Origin of the sequence: Caballeronia sp. GAFFF2 (genome assembly GCF_023631485.1) — a bacterium.
In the GTDB taxonomy this organism is placed as follows: Bacteria; Pseudomonadota; Gammaproteobacteria; order Burkholderiales; family Burkholderiaceae; genus Caballeronia.
In genome coordinates, this window is the sequence record NZ_JALQDA010000030.1 from 220,381 (window position 1) to 244,279 (window position 23,899).

General features: G+C 63.4%; 22 protein-coding genes. 12 read left to right on the forward strand and 10 right to left on the reverse strand.

The annotated features are described in order from the left end of the window. Nucleotides 1-21: 21 nt before the first annotated feature. From NCT04_RS23210 to NCT04_RS23235, 6 genes are all read left to right on the forward strand, one after another. The gene (locus tag NCT04_RS23210; RefSeq protein WP_502800696.1) at nucleotides 22-957 is read left to right on the forward strand and encodes a VOC family protein; all 936 of its coding nucleotides are present in this window, start codon (nucleotides 22-24) and stop codon (nucleotides 955-957) included. Continuing rightward, nucleotides 881-2,419, forward strand: coding sequence for an alginate export family protein (locus NCT04_RS23215; protein WP_502800697.1), 1,539 nt, complete (start codon nucleotides 881-883; stop codon nucleotides 2,417-2,419). Before NCT04_RS23210 ends, NCT04_RS23215 begins: the two co-directional genes overlap by 77 nt. Nucleotides 2,420-2,441: 22 nt before the next feature. Further along, nucleotides 2,442-4,160 (forward strand): FAD-dependent oxidoreductase, encoded by a 1,719-nt coding sequence (locus NCT04_RS23220; protein WP_250467895.1) that lies wholly within the window; start codon nucleotides 2,442-2,444, stop codon nucleotides 4,158-4,160. Between the two features lie 83 nt (nucleotides 4,161-4,243). Further along, on the forward strand, nucleotides 4,244-5,209 hold the full coding sequence (locus tag NCT04_RS23225) for an MBL fold metallo-hydrolase (protein ID WP_502800698.1): 966 nt from the start codon (nucleotides 4,244-4,246) through the stop codon (nucleotides 5,207-5,209). Nucleotides 5,210-5,242: 33 nt separating this feature from the next. After that, complete coding sequence (locus NCT04_RS23230) at nucleotides 5,243-5,686, forward strand: DUF3331 domain-containing protein (protein ID WP_250467896.1); 444 nt, start codon at nucleotides 5,243-5,245, stop codon at nucleotides 5,684-5,686. Between the two features lie 179 nt (nucleotides 5,687-5,865). After that, entirely contained in the window at nucleotides 5,866-8,784 is a 2,919-nt protein-coding gene (locus NCT04_RS23235) for an ATP-binding protein (protein WP_250467897.1), read from the forward strand. Nucleotides 8,785-8,961: 177 nt separating this feature from the next. On the opposite strand, the gene NCT04_RS23240 is transcribed toward NCT04_RS23235, so the two are convergent. From NCT04_RS23240 to NCT04_RS23250, 3 genes are all read right to left on the reverse strand, one after another. Then, nucleotides 8,962-9,882 (reverse strand): LysR family transcriptional regulator, encoded by a 921-nt coding sequence (locus NCT04_RS23240; protein WP_250467898.1) that lies wholly within the window; start codon nucleotides 9,880-9,882, stop codon nucleotides 8,962-8,964. A gap of 31 nt (nucleotides 9,883-9,913) precedes the next feature. Then, nucleotides 9,914-10,615 (reverse strand): SDR family NAD(P)-dependent oxidoreductase, encoded by a 702-nt coding sequence (locus NCT04_RS23245; RefSeq protein ID WP_250467899.1) that lies wholly within the window; start codon nucleotides 10,613-10,615, stop codon nucleotides 9,914-9,916. A 117-nt stretch (nucleotides 10,616-10,732) separates the two neighbouring features. Further along, on the reverse strand, nucleotides 10,733-11,635 hold the full coding sequence (locus NCT04_RS23250) for an SDR family oxidoreductase (protein ID WP_284509407.1): 903 nt from the start codon (nucleotides 11,633-11,635) through the stop codon (nucleotides 10,733-10,735). Nucleotides 11,636-11,942: 307 nt separating this feature from the next. Between NCT04_RS23250 and NCT04_RS23255 the strand changes: the two genes are divergently transcribed. From NCT04_RS23255 to NCT04_RS23270, 4 genes are all read left to right on the forward strand, one after another. Further along, the gene (locus NCT04_RS23255) at nucleotides 11,943-12,284 is read left to right on the forward strand and encodes a hypothetical protein (RefSeq protein ID WP_250467900.1); all 342 of its coding nucleotides are present in this window, start codon (nucleotides 11,943-11,945) and stop codon (nucleotides 12,282-12,284) included. A 122-nt stretch (nucleotides 12,285-12,406) separates the two neighbouring features. After that, nucleotides 12,407-12,592 carry a DUF2934 domain-containing protein gene (locus NCT04_RS23260; protein ID WP_244831221.1) on the forward strand — a complete coding sequence of 62 codons (186 nt, stop codon included), beginning with the start codon at nucleotides 12,407-12,409 and terminating at the stop codon, nucleotides 12,590-12,592. 105 nt (nucleotides 12,593-12,697) lie between these two features. Then, a complete protein-coding gene (locus NCT04_RS23265; RefSeq protein WP_250467901.1) occupies nucleotides 12,698-13,069 on the forward strand; it encodes a CidA/LrgA family protein in 372 nt (123 codons plus the stop codon). Beyond that, the gene (locus tag NCT04_RS23270; protein WP_250467902.1) at nucleotides 13,066-13,800 is read left to right on the forward strand and encodes an LrgB family protein; all 735 of its coding nucleotides are present in this window, start codon (nucleotides 13,066-13,068) and stop codon (nucleotides 13,798-13,800) included. The genes NCT04_RS23265 and NCT04_RS23270 overlap by 4 nt, the downstream gene beginning before the upstream one ends. Before the next feature lie 15 nt (nucleotides 13,801-13,815). Here the strand turns inward: NCT04_RS23270 and NCT04_RS23275 are convergent, their stop codons facing one another. The 4 genes from NCT04_RS23275 to NCT04_RS23290 all read right to left on the reverse strand — a co-directional run bounded on the left by NCT04_RS23275 (nucleotide 13,816) and on the right by NCT04_RS23290 (nucleotide 18,148). Continuing rightward, on the reverse strand, nucleotides 13,816-14,745 hold the full coding sequence (locus tag NCT04_RS23275) for a LysR family transcriptional regulator (RefSeq protein ID WP_250467903.1): 930 nt from the start codon (nucleotides 14,743-14,745) through the stop codon (nucleotides 13,816-13,818). Between the two features lie 98 nt (nucleotides 14,746-14,843). Further along, entirely contained in the window at nucleotides 14,844-15,962 is a 1,119-nt protein-coding gene (locus tag NCT04_RS23280) for a porin (RefSeq protein WP_250467904.1), read from the reverse strand. A 171-nt stretch (nucleotides 15,963-16,133) separates the two neighbouring features. Beyond that, entirely contained in the window at nucleotides 16,134-16,832 is a 699-nt protein-coding gene (locus NCT04_RS23285; protein ID WP_250467905.1) for a VOC family protein, read from the reverse strand. Between the two features lie 44 nt (nucleotides 16,833-16,876). Next, nucleotides 16,877-18,148, reverse strand: coding sequence for an MFS transporter (locus NCT04_RS23290; protein WP_250467906.1), 1,272 nt, complete (start codon nucleotides 18,146-18,148; stop codon nucleotides 16,877-16,879). Nucleotides 18,149-18,676: 528 nt separating this feature from the next. Here NCT04_RS23290 and NCT04_RS23295 point away from each other — a divergent pair. Further along, nucleotides 18,677-19,186, forward strand: a complete 510-nt coding sequence (locus NCT04_RS23295) for a redoxin domain-containing protein (RefSeq protein WP_250467907.1) — start codon at nucleotides 18,677-18,679, stop codon at nucleotides 19,184-19,186. Continuing rightward, nucleotides 19,183-19,713 (forward strand): DsbA family protein, encoded by a 531-nt coding sequence (locus tag NCT04_RS23300; protein ID WP_244831229.1) that lies wholly within the window; start codon nucleotides 19,183-19,185, stop codon nucleotides 19,711-19,713. The genes NCT04_RS23295 and NCT04_RS23300 overlap by 4 nt, the downstream gene beginning before the upstream one ends. 100 nt (nucleotides 19,714-19,813) lie before the next feature. Here the strand turns inward: NCT04_RS23300 and NCT04_RS23305 are convergent, their stop codons facing one another. From NCT04_RS23305 to NCT04_RS23315, 3 genes are read right to left on the reverse strand one after another with little or no spacing between them, the layout of a single operon-like run. Continuing rightward, complete coding sequence (locus NCT04_RS23305) at nucleotides 19,814-22,075, reverse strand: xanthine dehydrogenase family protein molybdopterin-binding subunit (RefSeq protein WP_250467908.1); 2,262 nt, start codon at nucleotides 22,073-22,075, stop codon at nucleotides 19,814-19,816. Beyond that, nucleotides 22,072-22,548: a (2Fe-2S)-binding protein gene (locus NCT04_RS23310; RefSeq protein ID WP_244831231.1), complete on the reverse strand. Its 477-nt coding sequence runs from the start codon at nucleotides 22,546-22,548 to the stop codon at nucleotides 22,072-22,074. The genes NCT04_RS23305 and NCT04_RS23310 overlap by 4 nt, the downstream gene beginning before the upstream one ends. Beyond that, nucleotides 22,545-23,822 carry a c-type cytochrome gene (locus NCT04_RS23315; RefSeq protein ID WP_250467909.1) on the reverse strand — a complete coding sequence of 426 codons (1,278 nt, stop codon included), beginning with the start codon at nucleotides 23,820-23,822 and terminating at the stop codon, nucleotides 22,545-22,547. Before NCT04_RS23315 ends, NCT04_RS23310 begins: the two co-directional genes overlap by 4 nt. Nucleotides 23,823-23,899: the final 77 nt, after the last annotated feature.

Sequence of the window (23,899 nt, forward strand, 5' to 3'; positions counted from 1 at the left end):
GTTCGCTCACTTCAAACATCAATGAGTATCGACATGATCAAGCTCGTTCGCTCAAGCGCCATCGCGGCGGCATTTCTCATCGGCATTGCGCCTCTCGCATCGTTCGCGGATGCCGGTCCGCATGACGCTACCGCCGCGTCCGCCATCAAGGGTCGAGTCGCGGTCGGTCCGCAATACGATACGACCCACGTCTACGTCGCATCCGCCGATGTCAATACCTTCGTGCAGAGCTTTCTCGCGACCTTCGGCGGCAAGGCATCGCAGAAGGCGGTTTTCACCGTGACGCCCACGCCGAGCAAGACGGCTTCGCAATACGTGCAGACGCCCGTGGGCATGCTGTCCGTGTTCGGCTTCGAAACGCCCGTGCCTTATCCGTTCGGCAACGAGCGCACGGGCTATCTCGTGACCGATATCGACGACGCCGTGAAGGCCGCGCGCGCGGCGGGCGCGGACGTGATCGTCGAACCGTTCGACGACCCCATCGGCAAGGACGCGATCATCCAGTGGCCGGGCGGCCTCGTCATGCAGCTCTACTGGCACACCAAGGCGCCGAACTACGCGCCGCTGCAAAGCGTGCCCGACAACCGCGTTTATGTCTCGCGTTACGAAGCGAATAACTTCGTGCGCCGCTGGCTGCGCTTTTCTCACGGCAAGGTGGTCTCGGACAATGCGCGTGCCGATGCGGGCGTGATCGGCAAACCGGGCGAGACGTTCCGGCAGATTCGCATCGACTCGAACTTTGGGCGCATGGTCGTCTTCGTAACCGATGGCAAGCTGCCGTTTCCGTTCGGCAAGGAAACGACCGGCTATGGCGTCGATGACCTCGCCGCGACCCTGCAACGTGCGCAAGCGGCAGGCGCGAAGGTGCTGGTCCCGGCTTATGCGAGCGCAAGCTACAAGACGGCGATGGTCGAGTTCCCGGGCGGATATATCGCCGAAATCCACGATGGCCGCTGATCGTTCCAGACGCTGCCGTGCGCTGCGTTCGCTGCGTATGTTCTTGATCGGCACGGGGATCGCGGCGGCGCTGCCCGTATCGGCGGCGGATACGGCGCTCGGCAGCGCAGGCGACGATACCAACGCCAGCGCCGCGCCAGGGGCATCGTGCGCTCGCCCGGCGATCAAGTTCAATCGCTGGCAGGAAGACTGGTCCGTGCTCGGTCTGCCTTGCGTGCCGAAACGCCCGCTCGACGCGCTCAAGTACATTCCGCTGTTCGGCAATCCGGACGCGTATGTGTCGCTCGGAGCGGTGCTGCGAGAACGCGTCGAGATGAACGACGCGCCGCTCTTCGGCTTAGGCTCCGGCCGCGACGATACCTACGTGCTGCAACGTCTCGAAGTCCACGCCGATGTGCATCTCAGCCCCTATGTGCAAGTGTTCACGCAACTGGAAGACGCGCGTCCGTATGGCAAGGACAACGTGACCTCTGTCGACAAGAATCCGCTCGATCTGCGTCAGGCGTTCATTACGTTCACGCATCCGCTCGCGGGCGGGCTCGTCAAGTTTCGCGCGGGGCGGCAGGAGATGGCGTTCGACTTGCAGCGCTTCGTATCGGTGCGCGACGGCCCGAATGTGCGGCAGGCTTTCGACGGTTTCTGGGGCGACTACGAGACCGGTCCGTGGCGCTGGATCGCCTATGCAACGCAGCCGGTGCAGTATCGCTTCAACACGGATTTCGACGATGTCTCCAATCGTCATCTCACCTTCAGCGGCGCGCGCGTCGAACGTCAGGGCGTGGGGCCGGGTGATCTGTCCGCGTATTACTCGCGCTATAACCGCAGCAATGCGCGCTTTCTCGATGCCAGCGGCGACGAGCATCGCGATGTCTTCGACATGCGATACGCGGGCAATGTCTCGCATATCGACTGGGACGTGGAAGGCATGTATCAAAGCGGTCATGTCGGCGAGAAGACGATCAGCGCATGGGCCGTGGGCTCGCTCGCCGGTTACACGTTGGCGGCGGCGCCCTGGACCCCGCGTCTGGGCATTCAGATCGATGCCGCCTCGGGCGACCGTCATCCGGGCGATGGGCGCGTCGGCACGTTCAATCCGCTCTTTCCGAACGGCTATTACTTCACGCTCGCGGGCTACACGGGATACACCAACCTGATTCATATCAAGCCGTCGCTCACGCTCAAGCCCAACAGCAAGCTCTCGCTGCTCGCGGGCGTCGGCTTGCAATGGCGTGAGACCACCGCGGACGCCGTCTATGGACAAGGCTCGGCGGTCGTGCCGGGAACAGCCGGGCGCGGCTCGCGCTGGACCGGCTTTTATACGCAAGTGCGCGCGGACTATAACGTCGCGGCGAATCTCGTGGCCTCGGTCGAGGCCGTGCATTTTCAAGTCGGCTCGTCCTTGCGCGATCTCGGCGCGAGCAATGCCGACTACGTGGGCGCCGAACTCAAGTTCGGCTGGTAAAGCATTCGATGGAGCCTGAGTCATGAGCGATTCCGATCTACCGAGGCCGTTCGGGCGTGCCGCGACGCCATCCGAACTCGAAGTGCCTTTTTCCTCGCTTGAATTTCGTCAGCACCAGATGTTTCCGCGTCTCTCGGATACCGAGATCGAAAGCGTGCGGCGTTTCGCGCGGCCCATGTCGTTCAAAAAAGGCGACATGATCTTCGAAACGGGCAAGGTGGCGCTCGGTCTTTTCGTGTTGCTGAAGGGGCGCGTGCGCATCTCTTCGAGCGACAGCTTCGGGCGCTCCACGCTCGTCACCGAACACGACGACGGGCATTTCATGGCCGAGATGGCGCAACTCTCGGGCAAGCCCGCGCTGATCGACGGCGTCGCGCTCACCGACGCCGAAACGCTCGTCATCGAACCCGACAAGCTGCGCGCGCTGATCGTCGCCGACGCGCAACTCGGCGAGCACATCATGCGTGCGCTGATCCTGCGGCGGCTCGGATTGATCGAGCAGGGGCTCGGGCCGATCATCGTCGGCAATGGAGACGATGCGCGGCTGATCCGTCTGCAAGGCTTCCTGCGCCGCAACGCGCACCCGGCAACCGTGGTCGATGCCCGCACCGATCCCGAAGCGGTGACGCTGCTCTCCGGCATGACGACCGGTCCGGACGACTTCCCGCTCGTCTTCTGCCCGAACGGCTACGTGTTGCGCGCGCCGGACGAGGCGCAACTCGCGTCGTGCCTGGGACTCGTGCCGGCGTTCGAGCCTTCGCATATCTACGATGTCGCTATCGTCGGCGCGGGACCGGCCGGGCTCGCGGCGTCGGTGTATGCGGCCACCGAAGGGCTTTCGGTGGCCGTGTTCGATCAGCGCGCGCCGGGCGGTCAGGCGGGCGCGAGCGCGCGGATCGAAAACTATCTCGGCTTTCCCACCGGCATCTCGGGCCAGGCGTTGGCGGCCCGCGCGTTTCAGCAGGCGCTCAAGTTCGGCGCGCACCTCGCCATTCCGGGCAAGGTGACGTGCGTCACGCCCGAGAACGACGTCTTCGTCGTCACGCTCACCGATGGCCAGCGCGTGAGCGCACGCACGATCGTGGCGGCGAGCGGCGCGGCGTATCGCAAGCCGGACGTCGAGGACTTCGACCGCTTCGAAGGGCGCGGCACGTACTACTGGGCGTCGACCATCGAGGCGCGGCTCGTCAAGGGGCAGGACATCGTGTTGATCGGCGGCGGCAATTCGGCCGGTCAGGCGATCGTCTTTCTTGCCAACTTCGCGCGCAGCGTGCGGGTGCTCGTGCGCGGCGAAAGCCTGAGCGCGAGCATGTCGCGGTATCTGATCGACCGCATTGCTTCCCTGCCGAACGTGATGCTCTGCACGCGCTGCACGTTGAGCGGCCTCGAAGGCGACGAGGCGGGCCTCACGCACGTTCGCGTCCATCATGCGGACGAGGCGCGTGACGAGGCCATCGCGACGCGGCATCTGTTCCTCTTCATCGGCGCGGACCCGGAGACGCGCTGGCTCGCGGCGAGCGGCGTCGCGCTCGACAACCGCGGCTTCGTGATGACGGGATCGGGTCGCACGGAACACGGCACGCGGCTGCGCTTCGCGCTGGAGACGAGCGTGCCGGGCATCTTCGCGGTTGGCGACGTGCGCTCGGAATCGGCCAAGCGCGTGGCTTCCGCGGTCGGCGACGGCGCGGCGGTGGTCAGTCAGATTCATGCGTACCTGAGCTTGTCGGTCACCGCCGATTAATAACATTTAAGGACGATTAGCGCGTCTGCCGATTTATGCGTGGCTATGCTTCGTGAGAACCGGTGCGTGCAAGGGAAACGCTCATGTCGAAGTGGAGAAGTCTCGGATGCCTCGTGCTTTGCGTCAGCGCCTTCATGACGACGGACGCGGCATTCGCCCGCGCGCCGATGGTCGGCACGCAAGGGCCGGGCTTTTATCGCCTGATGCTCGGGCAATTCGAAGTCACGGCGCTGTCCGACGGCACGCATCCTTTTCCCATCGATACGGTGGTGGAGGGTGTATCGAAGAAGGAAATCGCCGAGGACTTGCAGCGCGATTTCCTCGATGCGCCGGTTCAAGGCTCGATCAACGCGTTCCTCGTCAACACGGGCGCGAAGCTGATTTTGATCGACTCCGGCGCGGGCGTGTTGTACGGCGCGTGCTGCGGCCGGATGACGGCGAACCTGCGGGCGGCGGGGTATCGGCCGGAAGACGTAGATGAGATTCTGCTCACGCATCTGCATAAGGATCACGTGGGCGGCGTCATCGTCGATGGCGCGATGGCGTTTTCAAACGCCGTGCTGCGCGTGAACCGGACCGAGGCGGACTACTGGCTCGATGCCGCGAACAAGCCGAAGGCGCCTGCGTTCCTCTCGACTTTCTTCGATGCCGCGAGCGCATCCGTCGCGCCTTACGTGGCGGCGGGCCGTTTCGTGCCGTTCTCGGGCGATGTCGAACTCGAACCCGGCATTCGCGCCATCGCGACGCCGGGTCATACGCCGGGACACACGACGTATCGCATCGAAAGCGGCGGCAAGACGATGCTCGCGTGGGGCGACGTGATCCACGTGGCAAGCATTCAGTTGCGCAATCCGCAGGCGTCCGTCGAGTACGACACCGATGCACCGGCCGCGCGCCGTTCGCGTCGCGCCGCGCTCGATCTCGTGGCGCGCGAGGGCGATCTCGTGGCGGCGGCGCACATCGCGTTTCCGGGTTTGGGACATGTGAGAAAGGAGGGCGCCCGCTACGAGTGGGTGCCCGTCAACTACGAAGGCGATCCGGGCCATTGACGCGCCCGGCGCCTGACCACGCGGAGATGCGCGATGCCAGAAGCCCTCGTAGCAGAACGTAGAACCCTGCCGCCGCGCGCCGCAAGAGGGGCGGAGGTGATCGCGAATCTCACGCGCGGCGCGGTCTGGACGCATGTGATCGATGCGCTGCAAGGCGGCAACGACATGGCGCATCGTGCGGCGCTGGAAGCTTTGAAGCGCATGCACGGACGCGAGACGCAGCCGTTTGCGGACCATGCGCGCATCGAGGTGCTGGAGCGGCTGTCGTCGAGAACCATCGCGATTCTCTGGCAGGACGCGACGCGTTGCCGCTACGCGGATCAGGTCTGGGTGCGTTGCCAGGCGCGCAAGATTGGCCGTTGCGCGCTCACGGGCGCGGGGATCGTGCGTGGCGATATCGTCTACAAGCCGCAACGGCGCAGCGCTTCGTTGGGCAATGCACGCGCCATGATCTTGGCTTCCGCGTTGCCCGACTAGGTTCGACGCTGCGCCGCATGTGCAAAACGCATGTGCAAAATTATTGAACGATAATCCCGGTTTTTTCCAAACATGGGAGAAGGCGGGTGCTCTATGCTTCGGGGGCACTTTCCGGGCGCCAGAATTTTGGGTGCGGCGCCGGGGCTACGTTCAAACCTTCATATGCTGGACCATTGCGCATGATTCGCATCGGACCGCTTCAGGTGGATCTCGAGCGTCGGCAATTGCTGCTCGATGACGAACCTGTTCGACTCGGAAGCCGTGCGTTCGATATTCTCGCCGTGCTCGTGGCCGCCGACGGCGCGCTCGTCTCGAAGAACGACCTGCTCGCGGCGGTATGGCCGGATACGCTCGTCGAAGAGAACAATCTGCAGGTGCACATGTCGGCGCTGCGCAAGGTGCTGGGCGCGAACCGCGTGCTGATCCAGACCGTCTCGGGACGCGGTTACCGGCTCGTCAGGACGAGGCAACCGGCCGATGCGCCCACGAGCGTCGCCAACGCCGGCGTTGCACACAACCTGCCTTCGAATACGTCTCCGCTCGTCGGACGCGATACCGCCATCGCCGATATCCTGCTCGCGCTCGAAGCGGCGCGGCATGTGACGCTGATCGGCGCGGGCGGGATCGGCAAGACGCGCCTTGCGATCGAAGCCGGACGGCGTTCGCTCGACCGCTTCCCCGACGGCGTGTATCTCGTTTCGCTTTCGCCCGCGCAAGATTTGCCAAGCGTGCTGGCGGCGTTCACCGGCACGCTCGGCATCAATCCGGCGGCGGGGTCGCGCTCGCTTGCCGTCATCGCGCAGGAATTGCGCGAGCGCCGCATGCTCGTCCTGCTCGATAACTGCGAACACGTTCTCACGCCTGCGGCGAGTCTCGCCGATGCGCTTTGCACGGTGAGCGATTCCATTCGCGTGCTGGCCACGAGCCGCGAACCGCTCAAGGTGGTGAGCGAGCATCTTTACTGGGTCGCGCCACTCAGCGTGCCCGCGCCAAGCGCCTCGGGCGTCGACATAAAGCGATGCAGCGCCGTGCAACTGTTTCTGGCTCGCGCGCGCGCCATCGACCTGCGCTTTTCGTGCGATGAACGCAGTATGGAACTCATCGGCACCGTTTGCCGGCGGCTGGACGGCATACCGCTCGCCATCGAACTGGCTGCATCGCGCGCCACGATACTCGGTGTCGAAACGCTTGCGGCGCATCTCGATGACCGCTTTCGCATGCTCACCGGCGGCAATCGCACGGCGCTGCCACGGCATCAGACCTTGCGCGCGACGCTCGACTGGAGCCACGCCTTACTCGATGACGCCGAACGCACGACCCTGCGCCGCCTCGGCATTTTCGTGGCGGACTTTTCAATGGAAGCGGCGGTCGCCATCGTCGGCGACGATGCTTTGCGCGAGTTCGATGTGATCGCGGCGGTATCGGGACTCGTGGAGAAATCGCTCGTCGCGCGGCAGACGGGGAATGGCCGCGCGGCGTATCGTCTGCTGGAATCGACGCGCGCCTACGCTTTGCAAAAACTCGATGACAACGGCGAGCGGCAACGCGTATCGCTCGGTCACGCCAATTATTTCGCGAGCCTTCTGAACGACGACGCGCAGCATGGCGGCGGACATCACTCCAAAGGCTGGCAGCGGCGCATGCGCGACATGCTCGGCGACCTGCGCGCCGCGCTGACATGGACGCTTTCGCCCAAAGGCGATGCCATTTTGGCGGAAACGCTGTGCGTGAAATTCGTCTCGCTGCTGTTCGAACTCTCGCTCGTCGAGGAATGCTGCGTGTGGGCGCGGCGCTCGCTTGCCGCGCTGCAAACCGGACGCGAGGCGGAAGCTTTCTCGCATCGCTGCATGCGCGTGCGGATGCGTCTGCAGGCGGCGCTTGCTGCCGCGCTCGTCTATGTGCATGGTCCGGACAAGGAGACTCGCGCGTTGTGGTCGGAAGTGCTGGCGTTGTCGCTGGCGCTGGCGGATCGCGTCTTCGAGGCGCGCGCGCTCTGGGGCATGTGGAACGCGAGCCAAAGCGCGGGCGAAGTGCGCAGCGCGTTGTCGTTCGCCCGGCGCTTTGCGGCACTCGCCGCCGATTCGCAGACCACCGACGCCGAGCCGGAATCGACCGATGTGCTGCTCGGCTACCGGCTGCTCGGCATTGCCTCCCACTATGCGGGCGAACAGGCGAAGGCGCGCGCATCGCTCGAACACTTTCTGCAGCATGCGGCGCGCTTGCAGACGCGTATGCCGCTTGGGAGATCGGTCGATCAGCGGATCGTCGGGGAGGCCACGCTTGCGCGCGTGCTCTGGCTGCAAGGCGCGCGCGACGAGGCGCGGCGGTTGGCCGAAGCGTGCGTCGTGGATGCATGCGCCGCCGAGCAGGCTATCGTGACCGCTTATGTGCTGATCGAAGCGCGCATCCCGCTGGCGTTGCTCTCGCGCGAACGGGAGGCGGCGCGGCAGGCTATCGACATGCTGCTTCGGATTTCGATGCGCACGGGCTTGAACGTTGCGCAGGCGTGCGGCGCGGCATTCGACGCGTACCTGATTTCGCTCGATGACATCACGCCCGACGTCCTTCAAGCGTTCGACGCGGCGTTGAAGGAACTCGATACGCTCGGCTTCAACGCGCCGCGCTCCATGCTTGCCGCGCAATATGCGCGTGCGCTCGGGCAGGCGGGACGGCACGGCGAAGCGATCGACACGACCGTGCGCGCGCTCAAGCGTTGCAACGACAACGGCGACGCGTGGTATGCGAGCGAACTCTTGCGCACGCAGGGCGAACTTCTGCTGATGGGGCCGCCGGGCGAGGCCGTGTCGCTCGATGCGGAAGTCTGCTTTGCGTCCGCGCTGGAAACGGCGTCGATGCAGGGTAGCGATTCGTTCTATCTGACCGCGGCCACGAGCTACGCGCGTCACTTGCATGCGAGCGGCCGCAACGCGCAGGCGATGACGGTGCTGGAAACGGCGTGCGCGCGCTTTCCGCAATGGCGCGAGTGGGACGATTTTCGCGCGGCGTTGCGCCTTTTGAACACGCTCAAGACCGCGTGCGATTCCGCGGATTCCGCGGATTCGGCGGATTCCGCGGATTCGAGGGAAGCGAGGCGCTGAGTTACTTGCTTGCTCTGGCGCGCGAGTTGGACAAACTTGTGCGCGGCTCCGTGCCCTCTGAATACGCTAAGAACGCGTTCGATTCGGCGCATTCGATGGAAGGCGGCGTTGAGCCGATCTCACGCGAGCGCCATGCGGCGATGCGTCCGCCGCACGCCTTTCAGAACCGCATCGCCATCACGCGGCCGCGATGCGTTGATGCGCGGCTTCATCGATCAGGTCCGGGCGGTCGAGCTGATCGACCCACCATTGCAGCGCGCGTCCGACGCGATCGCTGCGCCACGCGAGATAGAAGTACGTGATATCTCGCATGCCGATGACTTCCTTGCTGACGAGCGTGCCGCGCCGGAGATGTTCATCGGCGAGACATTCGGGAATGGTGCCGGCCGCGATGCCTTGCAACTGCGCGTGCAGTTTGGCTTCGAGCGACGGCACGGTGAGCACTTCCTGATTCGGCCCGATGGCGATGGTGCGCGGCGCGAGTTCGCGCGAGGTATCGCCGATGGCAACGGCGCGGTGCTGCGCGACGGTATCGGCGGAAAGCGGCCCTTTTGCCGACGCGAGCGGATGATTGGGCGCGACCACGAACACATGCTTGAGCGAGCCGATTGGCTTGGCGATGAGATCGGGAATGAGCGGCGGCTCGCCTGCCGCGCCGACGACGAGATCCGCGCGGCGCGTGAGCAGCGCGTCCCACGAACCGCCGAGCACTTCCTTGGAGAGCACGAGGCGCGTGTCGAGCTTGAGACTGTAGAAGGCGCTGACGGGCTTCCACAACATGTCGAACGGAATGATTTCGTCGATGCCGAGCCGCAGTTCCGTTTCCCAGCCGTGCTGCACGCGTTTGGCTTTGCGTTCGAGATCGGCGGCGGCTTCGAGCAAACGGCGGCCTTCATCGACGACGAGGCGTCCTGCCTGCGTGAGCGTCGCGCGCCGTCCGGTGCGGTCGAAGAGCGTCACACCGAGATCGAGCTCCAGCTTCTGAACGAGATACGTCAGCGACGAGGGGACTTTGTGAAGCGCTTCCGCCGCTTTTGCGAAGGTTCCGGTGCGGTCGATGGCGTCGAGGGCCTGGAGGACTTCGAAGGAGAGGTTCATGGGGAGCGTCGGTGTCGAAAGGAAAATCCCCTCAAAACGTCTCCACCCAAGGCCGAACCTCGATCTCCCAGGACCACGCACTGCGATGCTGTCGCAGCAAATCCAGATAAGTTTGCGCGATGGCATCCGGATCGAGCGTGCTGTCGGGCTTGTCCACGGGATCAGGCCGATGCTCCGCCCGCACGCCGCCATCGACGACGATATGCGCGACATGAATGCCCTTCGGCGCCAGCTCGCGCGCCGCGCTCTGCGCAAGACCGCGTAGCGCGAACTTGCCCATCGCGAAAGGCGCGGAGAGCGCAAAGCCCTTGATGCCCGCTGTCGCGCCCGTCAGCAGAATGGCGCCTTTGCCCGCCGGCGTCATGCGCTTCGCCGCTGCCTGCACCGCGTAGAACGCGCCCAACGCCGTGACGCCGAGCGCTTTCCCGACCTCCGCCGGATCGAGTTCCGCGATGGGACCGCGCACTCGCCCGCTCGCGTTGTACACGACGATCTCCGGCGCGCCGATGCGCGCTTCGGTTTCCGCAAAGAGCCGCTCGACCTGAGCGGGATCGGCGGCATCGACGGTCAGGGCGATGGCGCCGGTTTCATCGACGAGCGGCTTCAGCTTGTCGATGTTGCGCGCGGCAATCACGACCGGCAGACCGGCGTCGCGCAAAAGCCGGGTGAGCGATCCGCTGATGCCGGAGCCCGCTCCGATGATCAACGCGTTGCGATAGGGCATCTCGGTCATGGTTTCTTCGCCTAAGGGAGCATGGTTCGGTTCGGTTCGGCTCTGGCGTCGAGGCGCCAGAGCCATGACGAGCATCATAAATGTTGATCGCGAATCGCGCCCGCCCGCGCCGAGGCATCACGGCAAGTGATTGCCGCCTGTCACACCATAGACTTCTCCGGTCACGAAACTAGACTCTTGCGATGCAAGCAGCACGTAAATGGGCGCGAGTTCGGCGGGCTGGCCGGGCCGCTTCATCGGCACTTCGGAACCGAATACCTCGATCTTGTCCTGCGGCTGGCCGCCGCTCGATTGCAACGGCGTCCACACCGGGCCCGGCGCCACGGCATTCACGCGCACGCTCTTCGATGCGACCTGCTTGGCGAGCGCATGCGTGAACGCAGTGATCGCGGCCTTCGAAGGCGCATAATCGAGCAAGGACGGGCTCGGCTGATAGCTCTGGATGGACGTCGTATTGATGATGGTCCCGCCCGGCGGCATATGCGGGAGCGTCGCCTTGCACAGCCAAAACATCGCGAAGACGTTCGTGCGGAAAGTGGCTTCGAATTGCTCCGTCGTCAGTTCAGCGATGGTTTCCACCGACGTTTGCTTGCCCGCGACGTTGACGAGAATATCCAGTCCACCCAGTTCGGCAACCGTGCGGCTGACGAGATCGCCGCAGAAGGCTTCGCTGCCGATGTCGCCTGGCAGCGCCACGGCCTTCACGCCTGCGGCTTGCACGAGTTCAAGCACTTCGCGCGCGTCCGGCTCCTCGGACGGCAAATAATTGAGGACGAGGTCCGCGCCCTCACGCGCAAAGGCAATCGCCACGGCGCGGCCAATGCCGCTGTCGGCGCCCGTGATCAATGCGCGGCGGCCCTTGAGACGGCCGAACCCTTGATAGCTGTCCTCGCCGTGATCGGGACGCGGCTTCATGTCCCGAGCGAGGCCGGGCGCGGACTGCGGCTGGCGCTCGAAGTCGGGACCGGGGTACTGCTTGAGCGGGTCCTGCATCGTGTACTGGTTCTTCGTTGCGGTCATCGTTTCGTTCCTTACTTGCAAAAAGGGATGAGTGTTCGCGGCGTCATTTCAGGGCGCTGATTTTGGATTTGCCGTACGCGACGGTTACGGCTCGGCTCTGCAATGGCCATGCCTAGCAACAGCGGTAGTCGCTCGCAGCCCGATTCACAGTCTTCCGATGCATGTGAAACGCACTGCGGCCGTGCGCTTGCGCACAGTCGTCGGAGAGAAAGTCCGTCCCGGCACGCCGCCTGCTTGTCGTAACTCAAATGCTGCAACGGAGAGAGCCATGAGATTCGCATTTCTTCAGAACGTGGACTTCGAACGCGTGTCATTCGACATGGGTCGCCAGTTTTCCCAGTTTATGAAGGGAAAAGGTCTGGTCGATGAGGACAGCGCTGCCCAAAGAAACATCGAATCCGCCGACGTATTCGGCGCGGTCGACGACAGCTTTTCCGAAGCGGTCAACTTTCGCTTCAATGTGCGTGGCGTGGAACACCGCGGGGCCGTCACGCACGACGCCTTGCGCGATCGTCACGGCGTGCCAGGTGTATCCGAGCCCGAACTCGCTCTGTTCATCAGGCATGCGCCGGCAATCGGCCGGGCGGCGATGATCAAGCAGGCGCGCAGCCGATCTGGCTTCGTCGTGCTGGAAAGTGGCGATCTATGACAAGACCTCGTTGGTCGGACTGGTATCGCGGCAATAAGCGTTGTTGAGGGTAATCACAATTGCCGGGGCTTCGACTTTAGGTAGCGCGTCGGCGCCGGTTCGTAGCCAATCATGGAGAAGACATGGAAGATCATAAGGAACAGGACCGCATTCGCCGCCGCGCCTATGAACTATGGGAGCGAGAAGGCAGCCCCGATGGACGTGCCGAAGAATTCTGGGAGCAGGCACGCACTCAACTGGAAGCCGAGGACCCGGATAGCTCCACGAGCGAAGAACCTGCCACGGCCAGCGCCACGCAAGGCAAATAACGTCTCTTCGCAGGCAAGGCACCCGATGCGTCACGCGGCGCATCGGAGTTCGATTGACTAGAATACGGGCGCATCGCGTACTCTCAATCGGACCACACAGACTCCATGCTCGCAGCGCTAGCCACCTTGCTCGTCTTCCAGTGTCTGGGCGAAGGCGTCTCCTATTTGTTCAGCATTCCCGTTCCGGGACCTGTAGTCGGCATGCTCATGCTGCTCGGCTTTCTCGCGATACGTCCGCAGGCCGCCAACGCGCTCGAACCCACCGCGCTCGAAATACTCCGTCATCTTTCGCTACTGTTCGTGCCTGCAGGCGTCGGCATCATGGTGTCGGCGAAAGCGCTGAGTGGCGACCTCGTCGCGGTCGTCGTGGCCATCGCGGTTAGCACGACGCTGGCGATCGCGGTCACCGCGCTCGTCATGCGCGCGATGCTGCGCCGACAGCGCCGCCTCTCCAACGATACGAAAGGCGCCGCATGACCGCGATTCCACGCCTCGGAGGTATTTGGGTCTATCTGGCGGCCACGCCGCTGCTCGGGCTGACGATCACGCTGCTCGCTTACCTCATTGCGCAGCGCATCTACGCAGCCTTCAAATTCAATCCGCTGGCAAACCCGGTGTTGATCGCGGTGGCGATCGTCGTCGTCGTGCTAAAGACCAGCAACACGCCGTACGACACGTACTTCGATGGCGCGCAGTTCGTGCATTTTCTGCTCGGACCCGCGACCGTCGCGCTCGCGTTGCCGCTTTACCGGCAGCTTGCGAATCTGCGGCGGCTCGCGTTGCCGATCATCGTGAGCCTTGCGGCGGGCTCGTTGACGGCGATCGTCTCGGCGGTGTCGGTGGGCGCGCTCATGGGCGCATCGCGCCAGACGGTGGCATCGCTTGCGCCGAAGTCGGCTACGACGCCTATCGCCATGGCGGTTGCCAAACAGGTCGGCGGTGTGCCGTCGCTCACGGCGGTGCTGGTGATATCGACGGGCGTCTTCGGTGCGGTTGCCGCGCGGGGCATCCTCAACCTTCTCCGTGTGAACGAAGTCGAAGCGCGCGGGTTTGCGCTCGGCGTGGCGTCGCACGGCATCGGAACGGCGCGCGCGTTTCAGGTGAGCGAGGAGATGGGCGCGTTTGCCGGGCTTGGAATGGGGCTGAACGGTGTGTTCACGGCGTTCGTCGTGCCGGTGTTGTTGCCGATGCTGGTGCGGTTTGTTTGATGCGGTATCGACGGACTAAGGCCCGGTTCTGACCGCATGACCCGGCGCCGCAATCGCGCGCTGTGCGAAGTCTATGAACGCATGCACCTTCCGCGAATGACGCCGGTTAGGCAGGTAAGTCGCATAGACGAACGCGTCGCCGCCTTCCGGCGTGACCTGCGCGCCGTCGAACAAGGCAATCAAAGATCCGTCGCGTACCGACGCCCCGATGAGCCATTGCGGCAGCAGAGCGATGCCCAGCCCGCCGAGCGCCGCGCCCGCGAGCATGTCGAGATTGTTCGTCAACAATTGACCGCCGACATCGACGGATTCGCTTCTGTCAGGGTAGCGGAATACCCACTTCTGCCGGTTGCCGGGCTTATACGCAAACCGCAGACAGTCGTGTGCAACGAGTTCCGAAGCTGCGTGTGGATGGCCTCGCCTCTGCAAGTACGCCGGACTTGCCACGACGCATCGCGCACTGTGGCCGAGCCGCTTCACGATGAGACGAGGGTCGGCGGTCGGCACGCCAACGCGCAAGGCCAGATCGATCTTCTCGCTGACCAGATCCATGTGACTGTCAGACACGACCAGTTCCAGGTTCACGCGCGGATGCTGCCGTAGAAACGTCGCGATATGCGGGGCGATATGCAGCCGGCTATAAGTTGCCGATACGCTCACGCGCAACGAGCCCATGGGATCGATACCGGTGTCGATGACGCTATCGTCGGCGCCCGCCAGATCGGCCAGCACCTGGCGCACTTGCTCGACGTAGGTCACGCCGGCGTCGGTGAGCGTGACGCTGCGCGTCGTGCGTGTCAGAAGCGACGTGCCGAGCGACGCTTCGAGTCCGTCCATCAGTCGCATGACGGAAGACGTCGTCTTGCCGAGTTCATGCGCGGCTGCCGTGAAGCCGCCGGATTCCGCTACCGCCAGCAAGGTTCTCAATGCCAACAGCTTGTCCATGTGCTCTCTATGAGTTCGACGCCGCGACCTTCGAGCGTCGCTGACAGTGTACTCATCCAGAAAGAGGAGGGCAGACTCGGTGCATCGAATGATCGCGTTCAGAACTTGTGACGAATGCCGAGCGTCACCACGAGCTGACGCTTGCTGCTCGACGGTCCGTAGCCGAGCACGGTGGCGTGCGTGACATCGCCCGCAGCTTGCTGGGCGAAGGCGAGCATGGCGATATCCGTGCGCTTCGAAAGAATGTAATCGACCGTGGCGTTCAGTTCGTGCCACATCGGCGACTGGTCGGGATCGTCGTATTTTCCGCGCGTGAAAACGTAGGCGGTGCCGATCAGCAAGTCGGGCCGAATGTTGTAGTTGACGCTCACGTTGAAGTTTTTCAGATTCAGGTGACTCTGGTCGAGATAGCTGTAATCCACGTTCGTGAACATTGCGCCTAAGCGAAGCGGGCCTGCTACATAGAAGCCGCCGGTGCCGAGAATTCTTTGTTTGCTGGCATAGGCCTTCGAAGGCAACGCGCTGTGCGTGAATAGCAGGTACGTGGGCGAGTAATCGTTGTCGACGGCGCCCGTTTGGTTGGTGTTGCTGTAGGGCGAGTCGTACTCCGCATACGCAACGTCCCAGTTGAAGGGACCGTGGTCGTATCGGAGGCCGAGGCTGAAGGCACGATTGTCCGCAAAGCCGCCGGATGAGTTGGTGAAGCCATACAAGGCAGTGGCCTTGATACCGTGGAAGTCCGGGCTCGCATACTTCAACGAATTTTGGATGCGAATATTGTTGAAGGTGTTGTCGCTATCGCCAATACTCCCGAGCCAGCTCCATGCCGTATTGGGTCCCAGATAGTCGACGACGGCATCGTACTGACGGCCAGCGGTAAGCGTACCCCACGCGTCGCTCGAAAGGCCGACAAAAGCCTGTCTGCCAAACTCGCGGCCGTTGTTGCTCAATGCGCCGTTCAACGCATTGAAGCCGTTTTCTAGCGTGAATACTGCCTTCAGGCCCGAGCCGAGATCTTCGATCCCACGCAGTCCCCAGCGCGGGCTCTGATTTTGTCCGGTGATGGCCTGATACGTATGATGACCGGATTGATTCGGCGAATAAGCGACGCCCACCGATATCAACCCGTACAACGTAACGCTGCTTTGCGCATGCGCAATCGGGACTTGCAGGCCAGTCAAAAGTCCTGCAGCAACAGCGAGGTGCTTGAACTTCACGTGATACTCCATGATTTTGGCGCGACAAACGGGCTCGTCATGGTCGCGACGATCGATATCGGCAATACGAAATGGGTCGATGCGGTTGTCCCACCCGTCACGGTGAGACGGACGTGGGCGTCGGGCTAAAGGCCGGTCACTGCCTTTGCGCGGTTTGCGATGTCGGGAAGCTCAAAGCTGCACGGACGCGCGGCGGATCTCCCGTTCTCCGTCGCTCGTTCTCACACCGAGCGCATAGAGTCCCGAGGTCTTGCCGTTGTAACGAATCTCGAACGGGAAATCGGAAGGTCGTGCAATCTCGCCGAGCCAGTTGGCCAGCGCGCTTTCGTCTTCGCCGATCTCGATCCAGTCGAGACCTTCGCCGCGTACGCTTCCAGTTCCCGGTTCCACGGGCAGACTCGCGGTATGCGGAGCGTTACCGGGCTTGAAGTACAAATTTGGCTTGCCGATAGGCCACGCTGTCATCGCGCTGGGCGTTTGCAGCGCAAAGCCGCGATTGCCGTTCATCATCTGGCGCCCGGCATCCTTGCCGGTCGTGCTTTCATCGATCACTGTTCCGTGATGCCGGGCGAACGCTTTCAGTTCATCGAGCGAATCGGTCCGCAGGCACCAGCCGACGAAACAGTCGCCATTTCGTGTTTGTTGCTCGAAAAACCTTGGCAGAGGTTGATCGCGCTGGAGAACGGTGTGATCGACGATTCCTTCCACTTCGATATAGATATCCGGCGCGAGCGGTACGACTTTATGGCCGATGCCGTAGAGTGGAAAGAAGCCGCCGTCGTAGTTGCCTAAGCCGGTTTCACGGCTGAGCCGGAACGTGGCTTCATAGACGTTGAGCGCTGCAAGGCAGACATGGTCGAAGTGGATCATTGCGTCATTCCTGATGAAGTAATACGTACTCGTTATGTGACTGCTCAATCGGTCGAGGTCAGTCCGAAGTTTTCTTGCCGCTGCGCGTCGCCAGCGGTGCCGTCATAACGTGGCAGCAAGAGGAAAGTGAAGGCGGCGCCAGCTGCCAGCGCGGCGCACAGCACGAGCGCCGGTTGATAGCTGCCGAGACGATCCGCGAGCCAGCCGATACCAAGCGGGCCCACACCGGCCGCGATGCACAGCGAGCCGTACTGCCATGCATAAGCGCGTGGAAACATGCGCAACCCGAAGTAGCGAGTGCACATATAAGCGACCAAATCGATCTCTCCGCCGAATGCCCAGCCGACCGTGAAGGCATAGAGCGGTGCAAAGGCGAGGCCGCCCAGTTTGAGCGACAGGACGCCGCCCATCCCGACGAGGCAGGAGAACGCCATGAGGCGCGGCGCATGCACGTGGTCGGAGAGCCAACCGACGATCAGGCGCACGAAGATCGTGCCCACGCCGATCAGGCTCATATACATCGCCGCCGAGGTCGGTGTCGCACCGAGTTCACGAAGCATCGGCGCCATGTGCTGCGCGCTGCCTGCAACGAATAGCGTCGACAACGTGAAGGCCACGAACATGAGCCAAAAAGTCCGGCTTCGCTTGACCGCGGCAAACTCCTTCGCCAGCGCTTTCGGATCGGCGACTTCGGGATTGTTTGAAGCGTTCGAGATGTCTTGCTGATTGTCCCGAAGGATCAGTAGCGAGACGGGTGCACCAATAGCCGCGATCGCCGCGAGCATCAGATAACCGGCATGCCAGCCGGATCGGGCGATCGTCATGGCGATGATCGGCGGCAAAATGGCTCCGCACAGTCCCAGCCCGACTTGTGTCAGACCCAGCGCGAATCCGCGACTGCGGTCGAACCAGCCGCTGATTACCCGTGTGAACGTGAGGCCGCTCGTGCCGCCGCCGAAGAATCCGGCCAGGCCCACGAGCACGATATACGCGATGGGCGTGGAGATGAACGCCGCCATCCCTGCGAAGCACGCAGCCAGAGCGAGGGCGCTGCCTGCTGCGGTGCGGGCGGCGCCGAAACGCGAAAGCAGCCGTCCCCACATTTGCAGGCCAATGGCGAGTCCGAGCGTGAATGCCAGATAGCCCGCGCCGTATTGCGTCTTCGTCAGGCCGACCGCACTTTGCAGGTCTTTGGCGAACAGGCCGAGATTGTAGGAGCCCAGGCCGATTACGCCGATTCCAAGGCCGACGGTCGAGCCGATCAGCTGCGCCCATCCGCGTCTGAATTCGCCTGGTGTGTTCGTTGAGACATTCATGGAAGCAATCGCCAATTATCGGTTGATCAATAGAAGTTCGGCACGACGCGTAAATGTGCGCAGCGTTGAGCGTTCAGCAAGGCAGACAGCTCAAGATGGAACAGAACTCACGATTCCACTTGAACCGGCGGACACCGGTGTATCTCCACTTGTTATGTAGCCTATTGATGCCAAAAAAATTGATAAACGGGGCTTCAAGGCAACGCAGCATTGCATTCGCTGCCATGCAGAGAGGGTGAAGCGGCGCCGAAGCGGGCCCGCCAATGCCGGCAGAATAGGGACGTGAAGAGAAAAGACGGAGTCGCGGCGGCAACTCAAGCATCGCCCACTCACCCATTCTTTGAAAAACTGTTCCGAAAACGCACGGCAGCGTCGCCGACTATACGAAGGTCTATAAAAATCCACCTCGGTCGTGATCCGGCAATCCCCACGGATAGCTTTTTACGCAGCGCCATCCGGCCTATCCTCCTCTACACGACGACCGCTGCGGCAGGGCGGTTCACCCACATCGGAGGAAACAAGCCGGCCATGACCACCTCGCTTTCTCACGCGGCACCCATCATTCAGATTGGCACGAGCGCGCCGGACTTCACCTTGCAGGCCACGCCGGATCAGAAAATCTCGCTCTCCGAATTGCGCGGCACGCCGGTAGTCATCGCGTTCTATCCGGCGGACTGGAGTCCAGTTTGCGGCGATGAACTCGGTCTCTTCAACGCCGCGCTATCGTCGATCCATCGGCTGCGTGCGCAGCTCGTCGGCATCTCCGTGGATAGCGCGTGGTCGCACGCGGCGTTCGCATCGCAACGCAAGCTGCACTTTCCGCTGCTCGCCGACTTCGAGCCGAAAGGCGAAGTGGCGCGACGCTACGGCGTGTATCGCGTGGCCGAAGGCGTCGCCGAGCGCGCGTTGTTCGTGCTCGATGCCAACGGCGTGGTGCGCTGGGCCTACGTCTCTCCGATCACCGTGAATCCGGGCGTCGATGGAATCCTCGACGCGCTCGAGCAATTGAACTCATCCACGAAACAGGACGCGCAATGAGCCATCTCTCTCCGCCGGTCGGCCCGCTCGATCACATTCAGGGCGACGCCGAAGCACCCGTGACGCTCGTCGAATACGGCGATTTCGAATGCCCCTATTGCGGCGCCGAGTACGGCGTAATCAAGGCCGTGCAGGCGGCCATGGGCGCGCAATTGCGGTTCGTCTTCCGGCATTTTCCGTTGACCGACATGCACGCACATGCGCTTCATGCGGCCGAGTTCGCGGAAGCCGCGGCGAGCATCGGCAAGTTCTGGGAAGCGCACGACGTGCTGTATGAGCATCAGGCGTCGCTTGGCGATCGCGCGCTCGCGCAATACGCGGCGCAACTCGGCGTGCCCGCGCACGCGCTTTCGAATGCGTTCGATGGCGCCTTCGACGCGCGCATCCAGCAAGACTTCGATGGCGGCTTGCGAAGCGGCGTGAATGGCACGCCGACGTTGTTCATCAACGGGCATCGCTATGACGGCGAGCGCGATGCGGCGAGCTTGCTCGAAGCGTTGCGGGCGGTGCTCGATCGCGTGCAATAACCCAAGCACGAGCGCCTCAAGTCTCCAGGGGGCGCTGCCTCGCGTGAGTTCTCGTCAGTCAGCGGCATGTGTTCCAACCCGCTGCATTCGTGCGCGGCGGCTAGTCCAACCGCCGCCGCAGCCCGTCGCCCGCTAGCGGCATGTCGCGCAGCCTCTTCCCCGTGGCGTCGAAGAGCGCGTTGCCGAGCGCGCCCGCGGTCGGTCCCATCGACGCTTCCGCTGCACCGAGAAACGGCGCGCCCGGTCTATCGATCAGATGCACGTTGACCGCGCGGGGCACGGCGGAAAATCGCAGGATCGGGTAACTGCTCCAGTCGAAGCTGCGGATGCGCTTCGTATCGAACTGCAATTCCTCGTACAGCGTCCAGCTCGCCGACTGCAGCACACCGCCCTCGATCTGATTGCGAATACCGTCGGGATTCACGATCTGCCCGGAATCCACCGCGACCTCGGCATGTTCCAGCACCACCTGACCGGTTTCGGGAACCACGGACACCTCGACCGCTATCGCCACATAAGCCATCAGATTCTTGTACTTGGCGAATGCGAAGCCGACGCCGTGATTGCGCTTGCGCGGCGCACGCGGCCAGCCGAACTTCTCCGCCGCAAGCGCGATGACATCGCGGGCGCGCGGGTCGTGCATATGCTTCAGCCGGAACGCGACGGGGTCCGCGTTTGCGGCGGTCGCCAGTTCGTCCATGAACATCTCGATGGTGAACACGTTCATATGCGCGCCGAGCGAACGCATGGCTGACGTATGCAGCGGCATCGTCGGCGAGAAGTTGTTCATCACGTGAAGATTGGGGAACGTGTAGAGCGGAATGGCGTTGCGGTCGCCGCCGCCTTCAGGCTGCACCATCGGCGTCGAAGGCGCGGGCGCGAACGGATGTTCCAGCATCTGCGCCGGAATCAACCGGCCCGCGTTCACAATCCGCTCGTTATGCGAGCTGCTCCAAAGCGCATAATTCCAGTCGACGATATTCCCGCCAGCGTCGAGCGACGCGCTCACTTCAGTGACCATCGCGGGCGTGTAGTGGTCCCACGTGTGCTCCTGTTCGCGCATCCATTGCACGCGCACGGGCTGGCCTTCCAGTTCCCGTGCGATGAGCGCGGCGTGCGCGGCGACATCGTCCGCGCCGTTGTGACCGTAGCAGCCCGATCCTTCGACATGGATGCAACGTACCTTTTCCTTCGGCATGGACAGCATCTCGGCGAGGCCGTCGCGTAACGGATACACGCCTTGCGAATGCGTCCATACAGTCATCGCGCCGTGCTCGAACATAGCGACGGCGCAGGATGGTCCGATCGAGCCGTGCATCATGTAGCGGCGCGTGTAGCGAGCGTCGAGCGTCTTTGCCGGCGTGCCAGCCGCGCCGTGTGTATCGGCGATCTCGATATGCTGCGTCGAGATCGTCTTCAAATCGCGATGCACGGTGGCCGGATCGGGTAAGGCGCGCCCCGCGCTCCACTGGCTTCCCGCGGCGAGCGCGCGTTGCGCCTGCACCGCTTGCCATTCGCCTTTGGCCACCACGGCAAGCATGCTGCCGTTTCTGATGACCTTGATGACGCCCGGCATCTTCATGATGGCGGGCGTGTTGGTTTCCATGAGCCGCGCCTCGTACACGGGCGGCATCACCACGCGGGCGTGGACCATGCCGGGCATCGTCATGTCCTGAACATAGCTCACGCCGCCCGTGACCTTGCGCGGAATATCCACGCGCGGCAACGACGTGCCGATCATGTCGAAGCTCGCGGGATTCTTGAGCGGCGAGACCGCCGACGCCACGCGATGCAGATCGATCATGCCGACCGCTTCGCCGTACGTCATGCTTCGTCCGTCTGGCGCTTCGATGACCGCATCGTGCGTGCGGAGCACATTGCTGGCGACGCCGAAATGACGAGCGGCCGCATCGACGAGAAGCCCGCGCACTTGTGCCGATGCGTTCAGCAACGCGCTGCCGCTATCGGCAATGGTGTGACTGCCCGCGGTGAGGCCTTCGTCCGGCGAGGCGCCCGTATCGGCGGTGAGGAAGTCGATGAGCGCGGGCGCCATGTCCAGTTCCTCGGCGGCGATCTGCAGGAGCGCGGTTCGCACGCCCGTGCCTAGCTCGACCTTGCCGGTGTAGACGGTGACCTTGCCCGTACGGTCGATCTTGATCCACGAATCGAGATACGGATTGGTCTTGAGGCTGCCCGCCAAGGCCTGCGTCGCCCGGCCGATGTGCACTTCGGCGCCTTCGTCGGCGATCACTTCCTGAGCCATGGCGCTCACGCCGGGAAGCATGCTGAAGCTCACGACGAGCGCGCCGGACATGAGAAAGCGCCGTCGTTTCTCGTCGATCCTGTCTTCCGCGACGCTCATTGCGCGCCTCCGTTCGGTGCGCTCAGATGCGCGACTTCGCGGATCGCGGCGAGAATCCGCATGTGCGTGCCGCACCGGCAAAGGTTCGGCTCCATGTGTTCGAGCAGTTCGCTCTCGGTCGGATGCGGATTGCGGTCGATGAGCGCCTGCGCGCGCATGATCATGCCGGCGATGCAGTAGCCGCACTGCGCGGCCTGATGATCGATGAACGCTTTCTGCAGCGCGCCGGGATGCTGGATCGTGCCGAGACTCTCGATGGTCCGCACAGGCCGCTTGCCGATGGCCGCGACAGGAATCAGGCATGAGAACACGGCTTCGCCATCCACGATCACGGTGCAAGCGCCGCATTGCCCGAGGCCGCAGCCGAACTTCGCGCCATGTAGTTGCAGGTTCTCGCGCAGGGCATAGAGCAGCGGTGTCGAAGGATCGATGTCGAGCGCGTGCTGCGCGCCGTTGACGGTGAGGTTGATCATCGCGCGTGATTCTCCTTTCTGATGCTGGCCGCCATGGCGTCGATGCCGGTCCACGGATCGCGTTGCGAGTACGTCGCCCGAATGTAGGACGCGAGATCGGCGATCTGCCGGTCGTCGTAGATCTGGCCGAAGCCGGGCATGTAGTTCGTGCTGTCTTCGCCATGCCAGCCGTTGCCGCTCAACATCATCTGGATTGCGTTGCGCGGCGTCGCGGCATTGACGGCGCTGCTGAACGCGAGCGTGGGGCGCTCGCCGATAGACTGCATCGGCGCGGCCGGGCCGTGGCATTGCGCGCACGATGCGGCGAAGAGCGTCGCGCCACGTCGTATCGCGGGCGATGTGTCTTCCGGCGCGACGCTATCGGCGATGGCGGGCCGTGCTTTCTGTATCGACATGAGATACGCGGCGATTGCCTGCACGTCTTCTTCGGGCACGGTTGCGAGATCGCGCGTGACGGGCAGCATGGGGCCGGCGGCCGCGCCGTGTTCGCTCGCGCGACCGGTACGCAGATACGTCACGAGTTGCTCGCGCGTCCACGGCTTCGGCGCTGCATACAGTGCGTTGAGCGCGGGCGCTTCCCAGCCGTCGACGATGCCGCCATCGAACGCATGCCCGGCCTTTTCTCCGCCGATCGGATTGAGCGGCGAATGACATGATGCACAGTGACCGAGGCCATCCACGAGCAGCTTGCCGCGATTCCATTCGGCATCTTTGGATGCATCCGGGTGCTCCGGGCCCGGCCGCAAGAAGAGAACGTTCCAGAAGGCGAGCAAGGGCCGGAAGTTCAACGGAAAGATGAGCCGATTGGCGGGCGCGCTTGCTTTCACGGGTTCGCGCGTCATCAGGTAGGCATAGGCTGCCGCGATATCGCTGTCAGGCATACGCGTGAAGTGGATATACGGAAACGCGGGATACAGCAGGTGCCCGTCGCGCGCGATTCCATGGCGCAACGCGCGCGTGAAGGCTTCGAGCGACCAGTCGCCGATGCCTGTCGCAACGTCCGGCGTGATGTTGGTCGCGTAGATCGTGCCGAAGGGCGTGGCGAGCGGCAGGCCGCCCGCGAACGGCTTGCCGCCCTTGGCCGTGTGACACACGATGCAGTCGCCCAACGCGACGACGCGCGCGCCCGCGAGCCGCGTGTTTGCGTCGAACGACGCCGGCGCGGGTGGCGTGACCGGTGCGATGGCCGGTTGCCACATCAGCCATGCGGCGATCATCAGCGCGGCGGCGACCACCACGCTTACGCCCGCCAGCAATCGGGACTTGCGAGTCATTCACGCACCTTTGGAAGTGGTCATGCAACTACCGGTCAAAGTATCGACCGCCCGCGAAAATGTCCTGAAGCGGCGCT

Excerpts from the sequence above, each read along its gene's own strand:
- NCT04_RS23210 (WP_502800696.1), top strand. The coding sequence starts at position 22 with ATGAGTATCGACATGATCAAGCTCGTTCGCTCAAGCGCCATCGCGGCG.
- NCT04_RS23215 (WP_502800697.1), top strand. The coding sequence starts at position 881 with ATGCGAGCGCAAGCTACAAGACGGCGATGGTCGAGTTCCCGGGCGGAT.
- NCT04_RS23220 (WP_250467895.1), top strand. The coding sequence starts at position 2,442 with ATGAGCGATTCCGATCTACCGAGGCCGTTCGGGCGTGCCGCGACGCCA.
- NCT04_RS23225 (WP_502800698.1), top strand. The coding sequence starts at position 4,244 with ATGTCGAAGTGGAGAAGTCTCGGATGCCTCGTGCTTTGCGTCAGCGCC.
- NCT04_RS23230 (WP_250467896.1), top strand. The coding sequence starts at position 5,243 with ATGCCAGAAGCCCTCGTAGCAGAACGTAGAACCCTGCCGCCGCGCGCC.
- NCT04_RS23235 (WP_250467897.1), top strand. The coding sequence starts at position 5,866 with ATGATTCGCATCGGACCGCTTCAGGTGGATCTCGAGCGTCGGCAATTG.
- NCT04_RS23240 (WP_250467898.1), bottom strand. The coding sequence starts at position 9,882 with ATGAACCTCTCCTTCGAAGTCCTCCAGGCCCTCGACGCCATCGACCGC.
- NCT04_RS23245 (WP_250467899.1), bottom strand. The coding sequence starts at position 10,615 with ATGACCGAGATGCCCTATCGCAACGCGTTGATCATCGGAGCGGGCTCC.
- NCT04_RS23250 (WP_284509407.1), bottom strand. The coding sequence starts at position 11,635 with ATGACCGCAACGAAGAACCAGTACACGATGCAGGACCCGCTCAAGCAG.
- NCT04_RS23260 (WP_244831221.1), top strand. The coding sequence starts at position 12,407 with ATGGAAGATCATAAGGAACAGGACCGCATTCGCCGCCGCGCCTATGAA.
- NCT04_RS23265 (WP_250467901.1), top strand. The coding sequence starts at position 12,698 with ATGCTCGCAGCGCTAGCCACCTTGCTCGTCTTCCAGTGTCTGGGCGAA.
- NCT04_RS23270 (WP_250467902.1), top strand. The coding sequence starts at position 13,066 with ATGACCGCGATTCCACGCCTCGGAGGTATTTGGGTCTATCTGGCGGCC.
- NCT04_RS23275 (WP_250467903.1), bottom strand. The coding sequence starts at position 14,745 with ATGGACAAGCTGTTGGCATTGAGAACCTTGCTGGCGGTAGCGGAATCC.
- NCT04_RS23285 (WP_250467905.1), bottom strand. The coding sequence starts at position 16,832 with ATGATCCACTTCGACCATGTCTGCCTTGCAGCGCTCAACGTCTATGAA.
- NCT04_RS23290 (WP_250467906.1), bottom strand. The coding sequence starts at position 18,148 with ATGAATGTCTCAACGAACACACCAGGCGAATTCAGACGCGGATGGGCG.
- NCT04_RS23295 (WP_250467907.1), top strand. The coding sequence starts at position 18,677 with ATGACCACCTCGCTTTCTCACGCGGCACCCATCATTCAGATTGGCACG.
- NCT04_RS23300 (WP_244831229.1), top strand. The coding sequence starts at position 19,183 with ATGAGCCATCTCTCTCCGCCGGTCGGCCCGCTCGATCACATTCAGGGC.
- NCT04_RS23305 (WP_250467908.1), bottom strand. The coding sequence starts at position 22,075 with ATGAGCGTCGCGGAAGACAGGATCGACGAGAAACGACGGCGCTTTCTC.
- NCT04_RS23310 (WP_244831231.1), bottom strand. The coding sequence starts at position 22,548 with ATGATCAACCTCACCGTCAACGGCGCGCAGCACGCGCTCGACATCGAT.
- NCT04_RS23315 (WP_250467909.1), bottom strand. The coding sequence starts at position 23,822 with ATGACTCGCAAGTCCCGATTGCTGGCGGGCGTAAGCGTGGTGGTCGCC.